This window comes from Aquabacterium sp., from assembly GCF_030652515.1.
Lineage (GTDB): Bacteria > Pseudomonadota > Gammaproteobacteria > Burkholderiales > Burkholderiaceae_C > Aquabacterium.
The window spans coordinates 15,688-33,856 of record NZ_JAUSAR010000123.1 but is presented as its reverse complement, the minus strand read 5'-3'; the positions used below and the strand labels follow the sequence as shown (position 1 = coordinate 33,856).

Genomic DNA, 18,169 nt, shown 5'->3' with positions numbered 1-18,169 from the left:
AATAGAATCGGGGGATGAACGCTCCCCTTGATGATTCGACCCCTCACAAACCCAGCAACTTCCTGCGCGGCATCATTGACCGCGATCTGGAGCAGGGCACTTATGCCAGCCGCCACTGGGCAGGCACGCCCGGCGATGCAGCCCACCAGCAGGCCGGCCAGCCTGACCCCGCCAAGATCCGCACCCGTTTCCCGCCCGAGCCCAACGGCTACCTGCACGTGGGCCACGCCAAGAGCATCTGCCTGAACTTCGGCCTGGCGCGCGACTACGGCGGCGTCTGCCACATGCGCTTTGACGACACCAACCCTGAAAAAGAAGAACAGGAATACGTCGACAGCATCCTGGATTCGGTGAAATGGCTGGGCTTTGGCTGGCAATCCAACTTCAACAGCGCCCCACAGGATCACCTGTACTACGCCAGCAACTACTTCGACTTCATGTACCGCGCGGCCGAAGCCCTGATCGGCGCCGGCCTGGCCTACGTGGACGAGCAAACGCCCGAAGAGATGCGCGCCAACCGCGGTGACTTCACCACGCCGGGCAAGGACAGCCCATTCCGCTCGCGCACGCCTGAGCAGAACCTGGCCCGCTTCCGCGAAATGCGCGATGGCCAGCACGCCGACGGCAGCATGGTGCTGCGCGCCCAGATCGACATGGCCGCGCCCAACATCAACCTGCGCGACCCGGCCATCTACCGCATCCGCCGCGCCACCCACCACAACACGGGCGAAAAATGGTGCATCTACCCGATGTACACCTTCGCGCACCCGATCGAAGACGCGCTGGAGCAGATCACGCATTCGATCTGCACGCTGGAGTTTGAAGACCAGCGCCCCTTCTACGATTGGCTGCTGGACCGCCTGGCTGAACTGGGCCTGCTGCAGCAACCCACGCCCAAGCAATACGAGTTCGCCCGCCTGAACCTCACCTACGTCATCACCAGCAAGCGCAAGCTCAAGCAGTTGGTGGACGAGGGCACGGTGGAGGGCTGGGACGACCCGCGCATGCCCACCATCGTGGGCCTGCGCCGCCGTGGCTACACGCCCGAAGCCATCCAGCTGTTCTGCGAACGCATTGGCGTGACCAAGGCCGACAGCTGGATCGACTACAGCACCCTGGACATCGCCCTGCGCGAAGACCTGGAGAACAAGGCCCACCGGGGCATGGCCGTGCTGGATCCCGTCAAGCTGGTGCTCACCAACTGGGACGAGATCATGGGCGCTGGTCACCGCGAGCCCTGCACGGCCCCGGCTTTGCCGCACCCGCCCGAAGGCACACCCGAGCCCGCACCGCGCCAGTTCACGCTGGGCCGCGAGGTGTGGATCGAACGTGAAGACTTTGAAGAAGTGCCGCCCAAGGGCTACCGCCGCCTGTTCCCGGGCAACAAGGCGCGCCTGAAGGCGGGCTACGTCATCGAATGCACGGGTTGCACCAAAGATGCCGATGGCCGCGTGGTGGAGGTGCAGGCCGTGGTCGTGCCCGACACCAAGAGTGGCACGCCGGGCGCCGACAGCGTCAAGGTCAAGGGCGTGATCACCTGGGTGAGCGTGCACGAAGGCGTGGCAGCCGAGGTGCGCCTGTACGACCGACTTTTCACCGAGGCGCAGCCCGATGCCGGTGGCAAGGACTTTTTGGCCAGCCTGAACCCGGACAGCAAGAAAGTGGTCACGGCTTTTGTGGAGCCTTCATTGGCGGCGGCGGTGGCCGACCAGAAGTTCCAGTTCGAGCGGCATGGCTACTTTGTGGCCGATCGGAAGGACCATGCTGCAGGCAAGCCGGTGTTCAACCGGGTCACGGGCTTGAAGGACAGCTGGGCCAAGTGAGCGAGGAAGACCAGGGCTGATGCACAAGCAAGGCAAGGTGGTCCGTTGGGAGGCGGACCGGGGCTTCGGTTTCATCCGCAGTTCCGATACCACGGCGGATGTGTTCTTCCACATCCGCGATTTTCGTGGGCCTGGCGTGCCAAGCGAAGGCCTGGTAGTTTCTTATGAAGAGATCCATGTGGGCGGCAAAGGTCCCCGTGCGATGGCGGTGCAGGGTGTGGGCGCTCGGAAGGGGCCTTCAACGCCAGCGAGAAGGTCTGCACCTGTTCGCCGGTCACTACAGCCTGGCAGGCGTGACCCGATGATGCCTTTGGTGTTGCTGCTGGCCATGGCCTGTGTCGCTTTGCTCATCTGGGCCGTCTACATGCGGCGTCTACCCGTGCCGATTTTATTGGCCGGGCCAGTGGTCAATGCCCTGACTTTCTGGTTCTACTGGCGGGACAAGTACGCGGCGCAAAAGGGCGCGTGGCGCACGTCTGAAAATTCGCTTCATGTGCTGAGCCTGTTGGGCGGGTGGCCCGCCGCCCGCATGGCGCAACAGGTGCTGCGGCACAAATCGGCCAAAGCCAGCTTTCAAGAGATTTATTGGTTCACGGTCGTGGTGAACATCGCAGTGTTGCTGGCGATGACCTGGCCCACCAATTGGCACATGCCTTCTCTGTGGTGAGCCATGCCTTATCCCTTGAGTCCCTGGCCTGGCGCGCGATGGCGCCGCCCTTGACTCACTTGGGCATCAACACCGTGTCCACCACATTGATCACCCCGTTGCTCTGGTACACATCGTAGACGCTGATGTTGGCCATGTGGCCGCCTTCATCCTTGATTTGGATGTTGCTGGGGCCGTTGTGCATGAACCAGAGTTTGCCGCCGCTGGCGGTCTTCAACTCGGCCGTGCCGCCGCCCATCTTGATGGCGGCGCTCAAAGCCTTCATGTCGTACTTGCCAGGCACCACGTGGTAGGTCAACACCTTGGTGAGGGTGGCTTTGTTCTCGGGCTTGAGCAGGCTGTCTACGGTGCCGGCGGGCAGGACCGCGAAAGCTGCGTTGGTGGGGGCGAAGACCGTGAAAGGGCCCTTGCCCTTGAGGGTGTCGACCAAGCCTGCTGCCTTGACTGCGGCCACCAGCGTGGTGTGGTCGGCCGAGTTCACGGCGTTGTCAATGATGTCCTTGCTGGGCAGCATGGACTGGCCACCGACCATGACCGTGCTTTGTGCCCAGACATTGCCGGTCGCGAGGGCCATGGATACCAACAGGGAAGAAGTGATGCGTGTTTTCATGAGTAACTCCTGAAGTTGTGGAAACAGACAGGAAACTCATACGCCGGGCACGGCAAACTGGATGCAGCCGTGCCCTTCTTTCTCATCAGCCCTTCAACAAGGGCCGCTTCTTGCGACGGGCCAGCCAACCCAGCAAGCCAAAGCCCGTCAACGCCATCGCCCATGATTCGGGCTCGGGCACCGGCGTCGCCGACAACACGATCAGCTGCGACATGGGGTTCGCGGGGCCCGAGCCGTCCTGGATCTGCTCGGCGACCAGGTAGATGGTGCCGTGCTCATCCACCGTCACACCCTCGATGCCGTTGTTGGGCAGGATGTTCGACAAGTCGAAGGTGCTCAAGGTCTGGCCCAGGCGGTTCACCTCGATCAGTTGGCGCGAGCCCAGGCTCAGGATCAGCAGGTTGTCGGCCGCCGCGGTGCCCGCGAGCGCGTCCACCGGGGACAGTGTCTGGATGTCAGACAAGGTGGACAAGCCCATCAGCGTGGGGTTGAACAGGGTCGATGTCGTGGCCACGCCACCCAGGTTGGCGGCAAAGCTGAGCGAGCCCGAACGGAGGTCCTGTGGCGCGTCCTGCTTGACCATCACGAAGCTGCCGTTGCGCGGGTCGTGGCTGATACCTTCCAGGCCTTCGTTGCCGACCGTGGCGTTGCTGATGGACACCGAGCTGCTGGCCAGGTTGGCGCTACCACCGGCCACATAGTTGAAGCGGTAGGCGTCGTACAGGCGCTCTTCGGTCACCACCAGCACGCCATTGCCCAGGTAGGCCAAGCCTTCGGTGTCGTGCTTGCTGCTGCCGGTGTTGGCCCAGTTGAAGGCCATGGTGCCGAGGGTCTGGCCCGTGAGCGAGATCTCGACCACGCCGGTGCCTTCATCGCCCACGTAAAACAGGGTGCCGCGATCACGCGCATACGTGACGGCCGAGGCCTCCAGGCCCGACACGCCGGTGCTGGTGTTGCCCAGTGTGCTGAGCCCATAGGTGCCCGTCACCTGGTAGTTGCTCAAGTTGATGGAGTTGGCCGCTTGTGCGCAGAAGCAGGCGGCTGAAGCTGCCAGGGCGAGGGTCAGTTGTTGGATGTTCATGGTGAATGCCTTGCCGCTCGATCAGCGTTGTTGGCGCTTGCGTGCGATGATGCCGAACAGGCCCAGCGCGGCCAGCGCCAGGACGTAGCTTTCGGGTTCAGGCACCGCCGTGATCGTGCCGGGCGAACCGATCTCGATCGAGTGGTTGGCTGCGGCAAAAGCGCCATTGACACCCACGACGCTCAGTTGCGAGATGACGGCGTTGTTCAGGCCAGCCGCGTTGTCGAAGGTTTGGTAAGGCGAGGTGCTGTCCGAGGCGCCAAAGCTGACCTTGGCCTGCAAGGCGCCGCTGGCGTCAAACACATTGACCGCATCGCCCGATTGGCTCAAGCCCACGCCAGCGCCGGTGTAGGTGCCGATCTGCAGGCCGCCGGGAATCGAGCTGCCAAACCAGGTGCTCAGGAAGCTGGCCGAGGCGGCGTTTTCGGTGAAGATCACCGACTCGCCGGCTGCGATGGTGGTGATGCCCACCAAGGCCACCTTTGCGCTGCCATTGGAGCTGTCGTCCATCTTCCAGCCAGTGATGTTCAGGGCCGAGGCGCCGGTGTTGGTCAGCTCGAACCAGTCGGTGGCATAGGGGATGGCGGGGTTGTTGCCACTGCTGCCCCAAGGTGCCACTTCCGTGATCTTGACGGCGGCCTGAGCCAGGCTGGTGCCCAGCGTCAGTGCCAAGGCCACCGAGGCCAGCATGGTTTTCTTGAACGATGTCATCTTGTACTACTCCGAGTTGAACGAGCGTGCCAAGGCCGGCGCCGCAGACAGTGAAGTCCGGCAGCTTGCGTGCTTCGTGTGACGGCGTTGTGACGGTATGCTGCGGATTGACCCGCTCTCGCCTCTCCATGAAATCTGCCCTTTTCGTCGACTTCGACAATGTGTACTCCGGTTTGCGGCGCCTGGACGTGGCTTATGCCGAGCGCTTCGCCAGCGACCCCATGCGCTGGATGGACTGGATCACCACACGCTTGCGCATGCCCCTTGATCCGGAGGCCGCCGTCAAGCGGCGCATCCTGGTGCGCCGCTGCTACCTCAACCCCGTGATGTACCAGCGCTTTCGTTTTGGCTTCAGCAAGGCTGGTTTCGAGATCGTGGATTGCCCGCCCATGACCGCCGCGGGCAAAACCAGCACCGACATCCACATGGTGCTCGACATCGTGGACGTCTTGCAAAGCGACACCCGCTACGACGAGTTCATCGTGTTCTCGGCCGATGCCGACTTCACCCCGGTCTTGCGCAAGCTGCGCCGTGATGACCGCCGCACCACGATCTTTGCCGCAGGCGCCACGTCGGCGTCCTACGATGCGTCGTCCGACCTGATCATCGACCCCGAGGCTTTCATCAGCGACGCGCTGGGCTTTGGCGATGACGAACCCACCGGTGAACCTGCCCCCGACTTTGAAGGCATGCTCGCGCAAGCCGAGGCCCTGACCTGGGAGACGGTGGACAAGGCCTCGGCCCCGGTGATGTTGCCCGCGCTGACCAAGATCCTGGCCACGCAGGTGCCGGGCCTGGCCATCAGCAACTGGGCCGGCCGCGGCACCTTCACCGCGCTGTTGCGAGAGATCAAGCTCAGCCCCTTGCGCATCGACCGCGAGAACAACTGGCTGCTGGACCCGCGCCGCCTGAAGGCCGATCCGGTCGAGGCACCCAAACCCAAGCCCGCGCTGGACATCCGCCAGCAGCTTGAAAAGATCCTGATCGACGAAGTGGCGGCCTCGGCCAGGCCAGTGGCCGTGGCGCGCCTGGCGCACCAGGTTCGGCAAAGCTGCCCCGGCATCGATGCCGACTGGAACGGCTGCGGCACGTTCAAGAAGTTGCTGGACACGGTGCACCCGGCCGGTGTGCAGATATCGTGGTCGCATCTGGGGGGCTATGCCTTTGACCCGGATCGGCATTCGCTGGATTTCATCTCGCAGTCTGCTGCCACGGCGAATGACCAGCCCGGACAAGACCAGCGCTGGCCCCGGGTCGCGCCCATCCTGCAGGTGGCCAATTTCCCATCGATGTCGGGCTATCAATACCGTGCCTTCCTGGAGGCGCTGTCGCAGGCCTTGGCCGAAGGCCCTTATGCGCTGGCCGCCACCAGCAAACGCGTGCGCGACATCTGCCTGGACCGCAGCGTGCCCATGGCCCGGGCCGACATCAACGCCTTGCTGCGCGCCTTGCTGTTCAATGGCTTTGACCCGGCCACGGCGGGCTCATCCTTTGATGATCTGGTGGCCACCACTTGTGGCGTGGCCCTGGCGGCCTGCGAGCGCGAAGGCATGAGCCTGGTGGAGGCCGACCGCGAGGCGCTCTTGAGCTGGGTCTTGAGTGCCGTCCCTGAGGTGTGACGTTAAGGTCAAATCACACAGGGGCTCACTTGTAAAACGCCTCGACCTTGCCCTTCAGTGTGAGCAGCAGTGGCTTGCCTTTGCGGTCGACCTTCTTGCCTGCGGGCACCTTGATCCAGCCTTCGCTGACGCAGTATTCCTCCACATCAAAGCGCTCTTTCTCATTGAAGCGGATGCCGATGTCGTGTTCGAACACGGCCGCGTTGTAGTGGGCGCTGCTTGGATCGATGGACAGGCGGTCGGGCAGGGTCGGGGTTTGGGGGGCTTCGCTCATGGGTGTTTTCTGGTTCGGTTGATGCGGACAGACTGCCGCGATTCTCCCGGATTTCCACGGCTTGGGGCCATCAGCGGTTCAACAGGCGCTCTACCCAGGGCAGGACCCATGGCAGCGACAGGGCGGTCAGCAGCCCGTTCAGGCCCATGGCCAGCGCGGCAAAGGCCCCGGCCTGCTCGCTGACCTGCAGGGCCCGCGCGGTCCCGATGCCGTGCGAGGCGATGCCAATGGCGAAGCCGCGCACGGCGTGGTCTTCGATGCGCAGCCAGTTGAACAGGTAACGCGCGCTGGCCGCCCCCAGGATGCCGGTGGCGATCACCAGCACGGCGGTCAGCGAGGGCAGGCCACCCAGGCGTTCGGCCACCGCCATCGCAATCGGGGTGATCACGCTTTTGGGTGCCAGGGACATCAGCGATTCGTGGCTGGCGCCCTTCAACGAGCCAATCGTGTAGGCCGACATGGCGGCGGTCAGCGAGCCGGTCACCAGGGCAATCAGCAACGGCCCGGCCATGGCCTTCAGGCGGGGCCACTGTGCGTACAGCGGGATGGCCAGGGCCACGGTGGCCGGACCCAGCAAAAAGTGCACAAACTGAGCGCCCTCGAAGTAGCGTTGGTAAGGCGTCCCTGTGAGCAGCAGCACGGCCACCAGCATGGCCACGGCCAGCATCACCGGGTTGGCCAGCGGGTGGAAACCGGCGCGGCGGTGCAGCCAATAGGCGGCCTGGTAGGCCACCAGCGTCAGGGTCAGGCCCAGCAGGGGCGAGGCCGACAGGTAGACCCAGATCTCGTTGAGCCGGGGGGCGATCATGTGGGGCCTTGCCCGGTTTGGGTGCGACGGCGCAGCAAACGCTGCAGCACCCAGGCTGTGACGACGATGGTGATGGCGGTGCTGCCCACAACGGTGATGAGCAAGGGTTGCCATTCGGCGGCCAGCCGGTCGCCATAGAGCACGATGCCGGTGCCAGCGGGCACGAACAGCAGCGACAGGTGTTGCAGCAGGGTGGTGGAGGTGTGGCGCAGGTCTTCACCGGGGCCGCCGCGCATCACCAGCATGGCGAACATCAGCGCCATGCCGATCACCGGGCCAGGCACGGGCCAGGCCAGTGCCCGGGCGATGACTTCACCCAGGAGTTGGAAGACGAGCAGCGTGGTCAGGGCGGCGAGCATGGGAGATGCTTAGCAATTCCCACGCCGGTGTTCCTGGTGTCAGGCCACTTTCACGGCTTCCACTTTCGGGGCCTGGGCGCCGATGGTCCAAGCCACGCGGCGGTAGGTAAATCCGCCCAGATCGTGGTGAATCACTTCCACGCCATCGTGCTGCAAGGCCTGAAGCACCCAGCGGGCGTTGGCGTCGCCCACATGGCTTTGCTGCTGACGCGACAAAGGCAAGGCCGGGAACATGTTGCCGCCGCCGTAAACGTAGGCTTTGCACAGGCGTGGCGCCAGGCCTTCGTTCGTGATCAGGCGGTACAGGGTGGCCAGGGCGGTGCTGGCGTGGCAGGTGGACTGCCGGGCCGTTGTGGTCGCCTTGTTCGCGTGCACGATGTGGCACATGGCGCCCACCGTGCGGTGCGGGTCGGTCAGGAGGATGGCCACGCACGAGCCCAGCAAGGTTTCAAGCCGATCGCCCCGGTGGGCACACACGACATCGCCCGGGTGCAGGAAGGTGTGCACGCATGGATCGGCGATCATGCGGCCACCTTGCGGAAGACGCCGGTGGCGATGGGTTTCAAGGGCGTGCCGCAGGCCACGCGGCCTTCGGCCGAACCGATGAAGAACAGGCCGCCGGGCTTCAACTGCGTCAGCACACGATCAACCACCTCGCGCTTGGTGGGCACGTCGAAATAGATCAACACATTGCGCAGAAAGATGACGTCGAAAGGCCCGAGGTCTTCGATCGGCCGGCACAGGTTCAGCTGGCCAAAGCGCACGTGCTCACGCAGCTTGGGCTGGATCTGCACCAGGCCTTCGGCATCGCCGTCGCCACGCAGGCAGTACTGCTTGAGGCGCCGGGGCGCCACGTGCCGCAGGCGCTCCTCGGGGTAGATGGCCTGGCTGGCGCTGCGCAGCACGCGGTCGCTGATGTCGGTGCCCAGGATGGACCAGGTCGGGCTGATGCGGCCTTTTTGTTGCAGGTCGGCCAGCAGCATGGCGATGCTGAAGGCTTCATCACCGAACGAGCTGGCGGCACTCCAGATCGAAGGCGCTTTGAGGTGTTGGGCTTCAATCTCCTTTTCCAGCCAGGCGAAGTGCTCGGGCTCGCGGAAAAAGTAGGTCTCGTTGGTCGTCAACAGGTCCACCGCGACCTGGAATTCACCTTCGTCGTGATCGCTGGAGATCAAGGCCACGTAGTCTTCGAAACCACCCATGCCCAGTCGTTGAATGCGAGGCCCCAGGCGCGATGACACCAGGGGCTTCTTGCTGTCGCCAAGCGACAAGCCCATGGTCTGGTACATCAGGCCTGTGATCTGGCGGTACGTGTCGTCACGCAGCTCAACCATGATCCGCTCCTCGCTCAGTACGGACGGAAGTTGCCGCTGACGGCGCGCGGTGCGCCCTGGTTGGGCGAGGAACTCACGGCGCGCATCACCGAAGCCCCATGGGCGCGGCGTTTGCCGTTGTCAGCCTCGGGTTTGGCTTTCCTGGCCGGGGCGGCTTGTTCGCCCAGGTGGAAGAAGGCCACCGATTGTTGCAACTGCTCGGCCTGACCCGACAGCTCTTCGGACGTGGCGGCCAGCTCTTCCGAGGCCGACGCGTTTTGCTGCGTGGCCTTGCTCAACTGAGACATGGCCGCACTGATCTGCGACACCGACTGGCTTTGCTCGGAAGAGGCCGCGGCGATCTCCTGCACCAGGCCGCTGGTCTTCTGGATGGAGGGCACGATCTCGCCCAGCAGCTTGCCCGCGCGCTCGGCGGTGGACACGCTGTGGCTGGCCAGGTCACCAATCTCCTTGGCAGCCTCCTGGCTGCGTTCGGCCAGTTTGCGCACCTCGGCGGCCACCACGGCAAAGCCCTTGCCGTGCTCGCCAGCGCGGGCGGCTTCAATGGCGGCGTTCAGGGCCAGCAGGTTGGTCTGGTAAGCGATGTCGTCCACGATGCTGATCTTCTGGGCGATCTGCTTCATGGCCTGCACGGTTTGCGTGACGGCCTCGCCGCCTTCACCGGCTTCGGTGCTGGCTTTGGTGGCCATGCTGTCGGTGATGTTGGCGTTGTCGCTGTTCTGGGTGATGGACATCGACATCATGTCGATGGAGGCGGTGGTTTCTTCCACCGACGAGGCCTGCTCGCTGGCCGCTTGCGACAGCGATTGGGCGGTGGCGCTCACCTGGGTGGCGGCACCTGACAAGGCATCGGCTGCGCCGCGCACTTCGTCGATGATGCTGGCCAGTTTTTCGCAGGTGGCGTTGGCGTCGTTCTTGACCTGATCGAAGGTGCCTTCGGCATCGCGCGTGATGCGCTGGCCCAGGTCGCCCGTGGCCATGGCGCCGAGCACGCGGCCCACATCCTCGATGATGCTGGACAGTTTCTCGCTGGTGGCGTTGGCGTCGTCCTTGACCTGGCCGAAAACGCCGGAGTAATCGCGGGTGATGCGCTGCGTCAGGTCGCCAGCCGACAAGGCGCTCAGCGCGCGGCCCATGTCGTCGAAGATGACGCTGGTGGTTTCCAGCAGGGCGTTGACGCCACTGCACAGCACCTCGATCGGGCCGCTCTTGCCTGCCATGGGGATGCGCTGGCTCAAGTCACCGCTCTGGGCGGCCGAGGTGACGCTTTGCGCCTGCTCGACGGCCTGTGACAGCATGTGGGCCGCGTTGACCTGGGCCGTGACATTAGTGGCGTACTTCACGACCTTGAAGGGCTTGCCGTTCATGTCCATGATGGGGTTGTACGAGGCCTGGATCCAGACCTCTTTGCCGCCCTTGCCAATGCGCTTGTACTGGCCGGCATCGAACTCGCCACGGCCCAGCTTTTCCCAGAACAGCCGGTACTCCAGGGTGGCGCGGTGATCGGGTTCCACGAACATGCCGTGGTGCTGGCCCTTGATCTCGGCCAGTGTGTAGCCCAGCGTGTGCAGGAAGTTGTCGTTGGCGTGCAGGACCTTGCCATCCAGCGAAAACTCAATGACGGCCTGGGCCTTGTTGATCGCCGCCAGTTGGCCCGAGAAGTCGGCGGCCTGCAGCTTGGCGGCCGTGATGTCGGTGGCGTATTTCACCACTTTGAAAGGCTTGCCATGGATGTCCATGATCGGGTTGTAGGTGGCCTGGATCCAGATCTCCTTGCCACCTTTGCCGATGCGCTGGTACTCGCCGGCATCGAACTCGCCACGGCCCAGTTTTTCCCAGAACAGGCGGTACTCCAGGGTGGCCCGGTAGGCCGGGTCCACGAACATGCCGTGGTGCTGGCCCTGGATCTCGGCCAGCGAGTAGCCGAGCGTGGTCAGGAAGTTCTCGTTGGCATGCAGGATCTTGCCATCCAGTGAGAACTCGATGACCGCCTGGGCTTTGTTGATGGCGCTGAGCTGGCCCTTCATGTCGGCCAGTGCGAGGTCCGCGTCCAGCCTGGCTTGCTTCGCCACGGCCAGTTGCTGGCGGTACTTGGCGTTGTCGAAGAGGCGGGTGAACCACGAATGCGTCGCTGAGCTCATGCTGGGTGTCCTTCACTGATTGAATGTGGAGCGACGGCCAGCAGCGTCAAGGGTCCGGTTTTTTTCTGAGATGTCTTCAAGCTCGACGAGTCGGTAAGAAACCGACCGACTCGTGCTGGTCAAGCAGGGCAAGCCTTGTATATCGGCTTGCCACCCCCAAGCATGCAGACAACCCCGGGTGAACGCGTGTGAAATGCGGCACGCAATGGCGCTATTTCGCCCAGCGTGCCAGGCGGGTCACGCCGCGTCGTCGGCCGCTTTGCGTGGGCGGCGAGCGCGCGGGGCGGCCTTGCGAGCGGCGGGCGCATCGCTGGCTGGTGTTGGCGCGCCAACAGGGGCCGCAGGGATGCCCTTGTTGTCGGCATTGGCTTTGCTGGCCGCGCTCTTGCGAGCAGGCGCCTTTTTGGCGGCTGTCCGCGGGGCTTTTTTGGCGGCGGGTGGGGCCGCTTCGGCTTGCGCTTGGTGTGGCGCGGCGGGGGGGGCGCTTGCCTGAGGCGGTGCGGCCATGACAGGCGCGGCCGGTGTTGGCGGTGTCATGGGGGCGGGGCGATCCGGGTAGAAGGGCGAACGCTCGGCTGGAGGGCCCTCGCGACCATCGCGGTTCCGACCGGGCTCTGGCTCATTGTGTGGGCGGCGTGCTTCGCCACGCTCTCCTTGTTGTCCGCCACGACCGGAGGCCGAACGGCCGCCACGGCCTCGGCGGCGGCCCTCGCCACGATCTTCGCGGGCGGCGGGCTCGCTTTGCGGTGCCTCGGTGTCGGTGTGGGGAATCGGAACGCGGGTTTGCTCTGCGGCGCTGGCATCAGTGGCACTGGTGTCTTCGGTGCGCGGCGCCGCTCCACTGCTGCGGTACACATAGGCGCTGGATTTCTCGTCACGGCCAAACTCAAGCAGGCCACGTGCACGCGCTTCTTCCAGCAGGTTGCCGAAGGTGCGAAAGCCATAGTAGTTTTCGTTGAAACCCGGGTTGCGGCGCTTGATGGCCTCTTTCAGCACCGAGGCCCAGATGCGGCCGCCTTCGTCGCGGTCGGTGACCAACGCTTCGTAGGTCTCGGCGGCCATTTCCACCGCCTTGGTGCGGTGGGCATGCAGCTCTTCGCGGCGGCGCGCTTCTTCTTCGGGCGTGCGGCGGGCCTGTTGCGGCTCCCGGTTGTCACGCGTGTCGCGGCGGGCGGCCTGGCGCTGGCTTTCGCGCACCAGGTCGTCGTAGAAGATGAATTCGTCGCAATTGGCGATCAGCAGGTCGGAGGTCGATTGCTTGACGCCCACGCCGATCACGTACTTGGCGTTCTCGCGCAACTTGGACACCAAGGGTGAGAAATCGGAATCACCCGAGATGATGACGAAGGTGTTGACGTGCGACTTGGTGTAGCAAAGGTCGAGCGCATCGACCACCAGGCGGATGTCGGCCGAGTTCTTGCCCGATTGCCGCACGTGCGGGATCTCGATCAGCTCGAAGTTGGCCTCGTGCATGGTGGCCTTGAAGCCTTTGTAACGCTCCCAGTCGCAATAGGCTTTCTTGAGGACGATGCTGCCTTTGAGCAACAGCCGTTCCAGTACGCGCTTGATGTCGAACTTGTCGTACTGCGCATCGCGCACGCCGAGGGCGACATTTTCGAAGTCGCAGAACAGCGCCATGCTGATGTGGTCTTGGGGTGTGGCCATGTTGTTCTCATTGGTCTCAGTGGCCCGAATCATCACATGGCCAGAGCCCAACTCACAACCATCGGCGCTTAAAACCCATAGCTGCTGTTCTTCGGGTCGAAATCGGCGTCGGTGAAGGTGGCGGGAAGCACCTTGTCGAAGCTGATGCGCTCGCTCATCTTGCCGCGTTCGTCCCAGGACTCGATCATGCGCACCCAGGGCTGTGACAGGTTCACATAGACCTTGGATTTGGCGGCGTAGCCGCCCGTCATGCCGGGGGGGGTGACCCAGGTCAAAGCGATGGTGCGCTCGCCATCGATCTTCGCGATCTCGATCTGATTGGGGGCAATGGGCAGTCCCTCCTTGAGGCGTCGGCGATTGCTGTCAACCACGATGGAGACCACCGACTGCATGCCCAGATCGCGCACGGTGTGGTTGGAATTGCCTTTGGCCATGGCGCCATCGATGGATGTCCATATCGAGGTCACGTTGAAAAAGCCGCCGAGGTGTCCATAGCTGGCGTCTTTGCGCTTGGTTTCGTCGTAGATGATTTCCTGGCCGGACTTGGGGCTGTCCTTGAGCCACTTCACGTAGACCTGACGAGGCTTGTGGCGGTATTTGATGTAGGTGATGAAGGGCTGCTTCGTCCAACCACTGGACAGGTGCTCCTGGCGCTTCATCCAGATTTCGCACTCGTTGAGCGATTTCAGACCCAGTTCCAGATAGTTGGGGATGGCCTGGGGATCGAGCTGGTTGAATGTTTTGAGCAATTGCTCGTCACTCATCGCCAGCAGCGCGCCGGATTTGATTTTTTGGACCAAGGCCTCGGCTTCCGCTGAGGCGCTGATGTCCTGGGCAGCCTCTGGTGCATGGGCGGCGGGTGCACTGGCAGGTGACGCTTGGGCGCACTGAGGTGCGGACAGCAAAATGCCCCATGCCATGGCCAGGCTGCTCAGGGTGCGAGAGGGAAAAGGGCTGAGTTTCATGAGTGCTCCTGCAAATTGTTCGCAATGTTAATATAAGGAAAGAAATATTTCCTGAATTGACCATGATCAAGTCAACCCCGCCCGCCCGCCGACGTGGTTATGCCGGGCGCAGTGCGCAAGAGTTGCTGCAGGAGCGCCGTCAGCGCCTGCTGGAAGCCGGTTTGACGCTGTTTTGCACCCTGGGCTATCAACACACCCGCATTGATGCCATTTGTGCCGAGGCCAAGGTCACCCCCCGGCACTTCTACGAGCAGTTCGACACGCGCGAGGCCCTGCTGCTGGCCAACTACGAGCAGGTGGTGGCCAATGCACGCACCGAGGTGCAGGCGGCTTTGCAAATCCCGGGCTTGGCCCCTGACGAGTTGATCAAGGGGGGCATCCGGGCCTTTGTGCGTGCCTACACGTCGGATCCCCGGCGTGCCCGTCTGGCCTGCATCGAGGTGGTGGGCGTGAGCGCGGACATGGCCCGTCGGCGCCGCGCGGTGATCCACGAATTCGCCAGCCTGATCGAGGCCTACGCCAATGGCATGGTCCAGGCCGAGATGCTGCCCCAACGCGAATACCGCCTGTCCTGCGTGGCCATGGTGGGGGCGGTCAATGAGCTCCTTTGCGAATGGCTCACCAGCGACAGGCCGCCTTCCGTGATCGAGCTGACCGACGAGTTGCAGGCCATGTTCGCAGCATTGGTCTTGGGTGCCAGAGCGCTGTTGCCCAGGGGCTGATGGGGTGGCTGCTCAAATCAGCCCGGCATCAACGAGGTATTTGCTCGGCCTGGCGCCGTCGTAAAGGATGGTCAGCCGGTGCTTGGCGCGGGTCATGCCAACGTACAGCAGATTGCGGTTGTCGGCGGTGTTGCCACCCACGGCGAATTCACCCTTGTTCAGGCCCGGCATGATCACGTGTTCGAACTCGAGGCCCTTGGCGGCCTCGATGCTGGACAGCACCACGCATTGTTTGCTGCGCATGGCTTTTTGCCGCACTTCGCGCGCGTTCATGGCGCGGAAGAACGATTCGACGTTGTCAAACGTGGCGGCCGACTGGATCAGGCCCTGGATGTTGGCGCTCACCTGCGCGATGTCATCGGTGCGCACCATCACACGCGCGGCCAGTTGCTGGGGCATCAAAGCCTGCACGAAGCGCTCGATCAGGATGTCGGTGGCGTTGGCACGAAGCACGTCCAGCGCGGCATAAACCAGGCCGCGGATGTGGGGCGGTGCGTTGCGCAGCACCTGGTTCTGCACGAACAGCGGCGCCCCTTCCGGGCGGCTGGCCACGTCTTTGAGGGCGGCCTTTTCGGCCTGTTGCTGCTTGCCCGGGTCGGTCTCTTCGGTTTCCACGAAAGAGCCGCAGAACAGCAGCAGCGCCTGGAGGATGCTCACGCGCGTGTCCAGGTCTTCGATGGCCGCGAAGTCTTCGCGCGCATGGGCGATCAGGCCACGCACGAAGAGCACCTCGGGCCGCATCAGGTAGGGCAGGAAGCCGGTGGTGCGGTAGTCCACGCCTTTGTCCAGCAGGTGGTTCTCAAGCTCGACCGACTGGTGGGGCTGCCGCAGCAACACCGCGATCTCTGACAAATGCGATTTGGGCCCCAGTCCTTCGCGTTCGGTGATGACCTTGGCGATGTGCCAGTGCGCTTCCTTGAGGTGCTCGTAGCGCACGATGCTGACGGGCGTGTCGTGCAAGCTTTGGGACAGGTAGTCCTTGACCGCCAGCCTGCCCACGTGGCGCGCCAAGGTCCGACCAAAGCGGTAGGAGCTGGTCAGCGGCAGGCGTTGCGCCACGCCGATCTCGCGGTCAAAGCCGCTGCCCATGAAACTGGCATCGGCGCCTGCCATGGCGTGGATCACCTGGTCGCGGTCACCAAAGCCGATGAAGGCGGCGGGGTTTTCAGCCAGCAGGTGCTGAAGCACGGTGAACATGGCCCGGTTGGTGTCGTGCATTTCGTCCAGCAGGATCAGGTGCAGGCCCAGTGCCAGGGGGTGCTCGCCTTCCAGCAGGGCATCCTCGGTCATCAGCAGCTTGGCCAGGTCGTGCGTGGCGTCATCGGGCGCCCTGAAGGCGTGGCGATCAGGGTGGCCGCCACGGCGCAGGTGTTCGTAGGCCCAGAAGGTGCGCAGGGTCAGGTAGTCGTGGCCCAGTTCATCGGCCAGGGCCGGCGTCAGTGGGCGGTCCGCCGCTTCCAGGGTCAACTGCATCGTGCCCTTGAGGCGGGCGAACGAGGCCAGCAGGCCTTCCACCGCGCCTTCGCCAGAGCCTTCGATGGCGAACTCGTCGCGGTGGCGTTCATCTTCGTTGGACAAGACGCGGTCGATGGCCTGCAGCAAGTGGGGCTTGAGCTGTTCGGGCGCGTTGTAGCGCGTCACGCCGGGCCCTTCAATGCTGGCCAGGCGTTCGGCGCAGAACTGGTCGAAGGTCTGGATGCGCAGGCGGTTGCGCACGGCGGCCGGGATGCCGATGCGGTCGAGCGCCAGGCGCAGTGAGGCCACGGCGGCGTCGGTGTAGGTCAGGGTCTGGATGTGGTCCAGGTTGGCGCCGCGCGCCAGGGCCTGGGCCAGGCGCAGGGCCAGGGTGGTGGTCTTGGCCGCGCCCGCATTGGCCTCGACGACGACGTGCCGGTGGCGCTCAAGCTGGATCGTGCGCTGCTCAGCGGTGGGCGTGAGGCCCTTGGGTTGAAAGACGGCGTCCGTCATTCATCGCCCGAATCGCCGTGGTCTGCGGCCTCGGCGGCTTCAGCATCGGCCTCGCGAGTGCCCTTCTTGCTCTTGTTTTTCTTTTTGGCCTTCTCGGCCTCCACCGCCAGGCCAGCCGCCCACCAGGCCTGGAACTCGTCCACGGTTTCCAGGGTGATGCGGCCCATGGTGGCCGCCCGGAAATCGGTCAGCACCAGCTCACCGGCCTTTTGCAGGTTGATGCGCCCGCCCCCCAGCACCGCGCCACGCTTGCGGCCGATCTCGGTCAGCAGTTCTTCGTCTTGCAGGCCCGCGGTGTTCTCCAGTTTGAAGCGCGCTTCCACCAATGGCGCGTAGTGCAGCCGCAGGTAGTTCAGCAACTCCAGCGCCACTTCTTCTTCGTCATAGGCATTGCGGCCGACCGCGCCGCTGGCGGCCAGGTTGTAGCCGCTCTTGTCCACGATGATCTTGGGCCAGAGCATGCCCGGCGTGTCGAACAAATAGAAGTCGTTGGCCAACGCGATGCGCTGCTCCATCTTGGTGATGCCGGCCTCGTCGCCTGTCTTGGTGGCTTTCTTGCCAGTGAGGGTGTTGATCAGCGTGGATTTGCCCACGTTGGGGATGCCGCAGATCAGCACGCGCATGGGCTTGGCCATGCCGCCACGCAAGGGGGCCAGGGCGCGGCAGGCCTGGATGAGGCGCTGCGCTGGGGCGGTCACCGAGGCGTCCAGGCCCAGGGCGCGGGTGTCGGGCTGGCTGTTGTAATGCGCCAGCCATTCCTCGGTGCGCGCCGGGTCGGCCAGGTCCTGCTTGTTCAGCAGCTTCAGCTTGGGCTTGTGCCCCGTGAGTTGGTGCAGGAGGGGGTTGGCGCTGGAGCCCGGCAGGCGGGCGTCCAGAAGCTCGATCACGACGTCAATTTCCTTGATGCGTTCGCCGATGGCTTTTTTGGTCAGGTGCATGTGACCGGGAAACCACTGGATGGGCATCTTGCAAACTTTCAGGGCTGGGGTGGACGAGACCCCGCCATTGTCCCACTCCCGCCGGGCCTCAGTTCACCTGCACCTGGATGCGCCGTGGCTGGGCGTGCTGCTGCTTGGGAATGCGCAGGTTCAGCACGCCGTTCTTCAGGTTGGCCTCGATGCGCGAGGTGTCCAGCTCGCGGCTCAGGGTGAAGGCGCGGCGGTACAAAGGCAGGCGCACCTCGGCGTAGGTGGGCTCCAGGCCCTCCTGGGTCAGTGCGCCCACGGTGCCTTCAATCAGCAGCGTGTCGCCGTCCACCTTCAACTCAAGTTGCTCCTTGGACACGCCGGGCAGGTCGGCCAGCAGGGTGATGCCAGTCTGGTCTTCCAGCACATCCACGCGCGGCACCATGGCGCGGGCGGGGCGGGATGGGGTCGTGGTTTGTGATTGGTTGCTCATGGTCTCAGCTCCTGTGTGCGGTGT

At 64.0% G+C, this 18,169-nt stretch carries 18 protein-coding genes; 4 read left to right on the top strand and 14 right to left on the bottom strand.

The window, feature by feature from the left end; all coding sequences use genetic code 11:
* Positions 1 to 14: 14 nt before the first annotated feature.
* Both Q7V20_RS15025 and Q7V20_RS15020 read left to right on the top strand, forming a co-directional pair.
* Entirely contained in the window at positions 15 to 1,823 is a 1,809-nt protein-coding gene (locus Q7V20_RS15025; RefSeq protein WP_304792749.1) for a glutamine--tRNA ligase/YqeY domain fusion protein, read from the top strand.
* 19 nt (positions 1,824 to 1,842) lie between these two features.
* Positions 1,843 to 2,490 (top strand): cold shock and DUF1294 domain-containing protein, encoded by a 648-nt coding sequence (locus Q7V20_RS15020; RefSeq protein ID WP_304792746.1) that lies wholly within the window; start codon positions 1,843 to 1,845, stop codon positions 2,488 to 2,490.
* A 55-nt stretch (positions 2,491 to 2,545) separates the two neighbouring features.
* Here Q7V20_RS15020 and Q7V20_RS15015 read toward each other — a convergent pair whose 3' ends face one another.
* From Q7V20_RS15015 to Q7V20_RS15005, 3 genes are all read right to left on the bottom strand, one after another.
* The gene (locus tag Q7V20_RS15015; protein ID WP_304792743.1) at positions 2,546 to 3,100 is read right to left on the bottom strand and encodes a fasciclin domain-containing protein; all 555 of its coding nucleotides are present in this window, start codon (positions 3,098 to 3,100) and stop codon (positions 2,546 to 2,548) included.
* An 85-nt stretch (positions 3,101 to 3,185) separates the two neighbouring features.
* Complete coding sequence (locus Q7V20_RS15010; protein ID WP_304792740.1) at positions 3,186 to 4,181, bottom strand: SdiA-regulated domain-containing protein; 996 nt, start codon at positions 4,179 to 4,181, stop codon at positions 3,186 to 3,188.
* A gap of 21 nt (positions 4,182 to 4,202) precedes the next feature.
* Entirely contained in the window at positions 4,203 to 4,892 is a 690-nt protein-coding gene (locus Q7V20_RS15005) for a lamin tail domain-containing protein (RefSeq protein WP_304792737.1), read from the bottom strand.
* A 128-nt stretch (positions 4,893 to 5,020) separates the two neighbouring features.
* Here Q7V20_RS15005 and Q7V20_RS15000 point away from each other — a divergent pair, with 128 nt between their 5' ends.
* Entirely contained in the window at positions 5,021 to 6,511 is a 1,491-nt protein-coding gene (locus Q7V20_RS15000; RefSeq protein ID WP_304792735.1) for an NYN domain-containing protein, read from the top strand.
* 25 nt (positions 6,512 to 6,536) lie between these two features.
* Here the strand turns inward: Q7V20_RS15000 and Q7V20_RS14995 are convergent, their stop codons facing one another.
* From Q7V20_RS14995 to Q7V20_RS14960, 8 genes are all read right to left on the bottom strand, one after another.
* Positions 6,537 to 6,785 (bottom strand): DUF3297 family protein, encoded by a 249-nt coding sequence (locus tag Q7V20_RS14995; RefSeq protein ID WP_304792732.1) that lies wholly within the window; start codon positions 6,783 to 6,785, stop codon positions 6,537 to 6,539.
* Positions 6,786 to 6,855: 70 nt separating this feature from the next.
* On the bottom strand, positions 6,856 to 7,593 hold the full coding sequence (locus Q7V20_RS14990; RefSeq protein WP_304792729.1) for an LrgB family protein: 738 nt from the start codon (positions 7,591 to 7,593) through the stop codon (positions 6,856 to 6,858).
* Entirely contained in the window at positions 7,590 to 7,952 is a 363-nt protein-coding gene (locus Q7V20_RS14985) for a CidA/LrgA family protein (RefSeq protein WP_304792726.1), read from the bottom strand. Before Q7V20_RS14985 ends, Q7V20_RS14990 begins: the two co-directional genes overlap by 4 nt.
* A gap of 39 nt (positions 7,953 to 7,991) precedes the next feature.
* Positions 7,992 to 8,477, bottom strand: a complete 486-nt coding sequence (locus tag Q7V20_RS14980; protein WP_304792723.1) for a chemotaxis protein CheD — start codon at positions 8,475 to 8,477, stop codon at positions 7,992 to 7,994.
* Positions 8,474 to 9,286, bottom strand: coding sequence for a protein-glutamate O-methyltransferase CheR (locus Q7V20_RS14975; RefSeq protein WP_304792720.1), 813 nt, complete (start codon positions 9,284 to 9,286; stop codon positions 8,474 to 8,476). The genes Q7V20_RS14980 and Q7V20_RS14975 overlap by 4 nt, the downstream gene beginning before the upstream one ends.
* Positions 9,287 to 9,300: 14 nt before the next feature.
* On the bottom strand, positions 9,301 to 11,427 hold the full coding sequence (locus Q7V20_RS14970; RefSeq protein ID WP_304792717.1) for a methyl-accepting chemotaxis protein: 2,127 nt from the start codon (positions 11,425 to 11,427) through the stop codon (positions 9,301 to 9,303).
* A 237-nt stretch (positions 11,428 to 11,664) separates the two neighbouring features.
* A complete protein-coding gene (locus tag Q7V20_RS14965) occupies positions 11,665 to 13,092 on the bottom strand; it encodes an NYN domain-containing protein (RefSeq protein ID WP_304792714.1) in 1,428 nt (475 codons plus the stop codon).
* 68 nt (positions 13,093 to 13,160) lie between these two features.
* A complete protein-coding gene (locus tag Q7V20_RS14960) occupies positions 13,161 to 14,057 on the bottom strand; it encodes a DUF1571 domain-containing protein (protein ID WP_304792711.1) in 897 nt (298 codons plus the stop codon).
* A 62-nt stretch (positions 14,058 to 14,119) separates the two neighbouring features.
* Between Q7V20_RS14960 and Q7V20_RS14955 the strand changes: the two genes are divergently transcribed.
* Positions 14,120 to 14,779, top strand: coding sequence for a TetR/AcrR family transcriptional regulator (locus Q7V20_RS14955; RefSeq protein WP_304792708.1), 660 nt, complete (start codon positions 14,120 to 14,122; stop codon positions 14,777 to 14,779).
* A 12-nt stretch (positions 14,780 to 14,791) separates the two neighbouring features.
* Here Q7V20_RS14955 and Q7V20_RS14950 read toward each other — a convergent pair whose 3' ends face one another.
* From Q7V20_RS14950 to Q7V20_RS14940, 3 genes are all read right to left on the bottom strand, one after another.
* On the bottom strand, positions 14,792 to 16,747 hold the full coding sequence (locus Q7V20_RS14950; RefSeq protein WP_304792705.1) for a 3'-5' exonuclease: 1,956 nt from the start codon (positions 16,745 to 16,747) through the stop codon (positions 14,792 to 14,794).
* On the bottom strand, positions 16,744 to 17,712 hold the full coding sequence (ylqF, locus tag Q7V20_RS14945; protein WP_304792702.1) for a ribosome biogenesis GTPase YlqF: 969 nt from the start codon (positions 17,710 to 17,712) through the stop codon (positions 16,744 to 16,746). Before ylqF ends, Q7V20_RS14950 begins: the two co-directional genes overlap by 4 nt.
* A 61-nt stretch (positions 17,713 to 17,773) precedes the next feature.
* A complete protein-coding gene (locus Q7V20_RS14940; RefSeq protein ID WP_304792699.1) occupies positions 17,774 to 18,145 on the bottom strand; it encodes an Hsp20/alpha crystallin family protein in 372 nt (123 codons plus the stop codon).
* Positions 18,146 to 18,169 lie beyond the last annotated feature (24 nt).

Bases quoted from the DNA above. Each gene is read 5' to 3' on its own strand.
- Q7V20_RS14965 (WP_304792714.1), bottom strand. From the start codon at position 13,092: ATGGCCACACCCCAAGACCACATCAGCATGGCGCTGTTCTGCGACTTC.
- Q7V20_RS14985 (WP_304792726.1), bottom strand. From the start codon at position 7,952: ATGCTCGCCGCCCTGACCACGCTGCTCGTCTTCCAACTCCTGGGTGAA.
- Q7V20_RS14955 (WP_304792708.1), top strand. From the start codon at position 14,120: ATGATCAAGTCAACCCCGCCCGCCCGCCGACGTGGTTATGCCGGGCGC.
- Q7V20_RS15005 (WP_304792737.1), bottom strand. From the start codon at position 4,892: ATGACATCGTTCAAGAAAACCATGCTGGCCTCGGTGGCCTTGGCACTG.
- Q7V20_RS14990 (WP_304792729.1), bottom strand. From the start codon at position 7,593: ATGATCGCCCCCCGGCTCAACGAGATCTGGGTCTACCTGTCGGCCTCG.
- ylqF (WP_304792702.1), bottom strand. From the start codon at position 17,712: ATGCCCATCCAGTGGTTTCCCGGTCACATGCACCTGACCAAAAAAGCC.
- Q7V20_RS15025 (WP_304792749.1), top strand. From the start codon at position 15: ATGAACGCTCCCCTTGATGATTCGACCCCTCACAAACCCAGCAACTTC.
- Q7V20_RS14980 (WP_304792723.1), bottom strand. From the start codon at position 8,477: ATGATCGCCGATCCATGCGTGCACACCTTCCTGCACCCGGGCGATGTC.
- Q7V20_RS14975 (WP_304792720.1), bottom strand. From the start codon at position 9,286: ATGGTTGAGCTGCGTGACGACACGTACCGCCAGATCACAGGCCTGATG.
- Q7V20_RS14950 (WP_304792705.1), bottom strand. From the start codon at position 16,747: ATGACGGACGCCGTCTTTCAACCCAAGGGCCTCACGCCCACCGCTGAG.
- Q7V20_RS14940 (WP_304792699.1), bottom strand. From the start codon at position 18,145: ATGAGCAACCAATCACAAACCACGACCCCATCCCGCCCCGCCCGCGCC.
- Q7V20_RS15010 (WP_304792740.1), bottom strand. From the start codon at position 4,181: ATGAACATCCAACAACTGACCCTCGCCCTGGCAGCTTCAGCCGCCTGC.
- Q7V20_RS14970 (WP_304792717.1), bottom strand. From the start codon at position 11,427: ATGAGCTCAGCGACGCATTCGTGGTTCACCCGCCTCTTCGACAACGCC.
- Q7V20_RS15020 (WP_304792746.1), top strand. From the start codon at position 1,843: ATGCACAAGCAAGGCAAGGTGGTCCGTTGGGAGGCGGACCGGGGCTTC.
- Q7V20_RS15015 (WP_304792743.1), bottom strand. From the start codon at position 3,100: ATGAAAACACGCATCACTTCTTCCCTGTTGGTATCCATGGCCCTCGCG.
- Q7V20_RS15000 (WP_304792735.1), top strand. From the start codon at position 5,021: ATGAAATCTGCCCTTTTCGTCGACTTCGACAATGTGTACTCCGGTTTG.
- Q7V20_RS14995 (WP_304792732.1), bottom strand. From the start codon at position 6,785: ATGAGCGAAGCCCCCCAAACCCCGACCCTGCCCGACCGCCTGTCCATC.
- Q7V20_RS14960 (WP_304792711.1), bottom strand. From the start codon at position 14,057: ATGAAACTCAGCCCTTTTCCCTCTCGCACCCTGAGCAGCCTGGCCATG.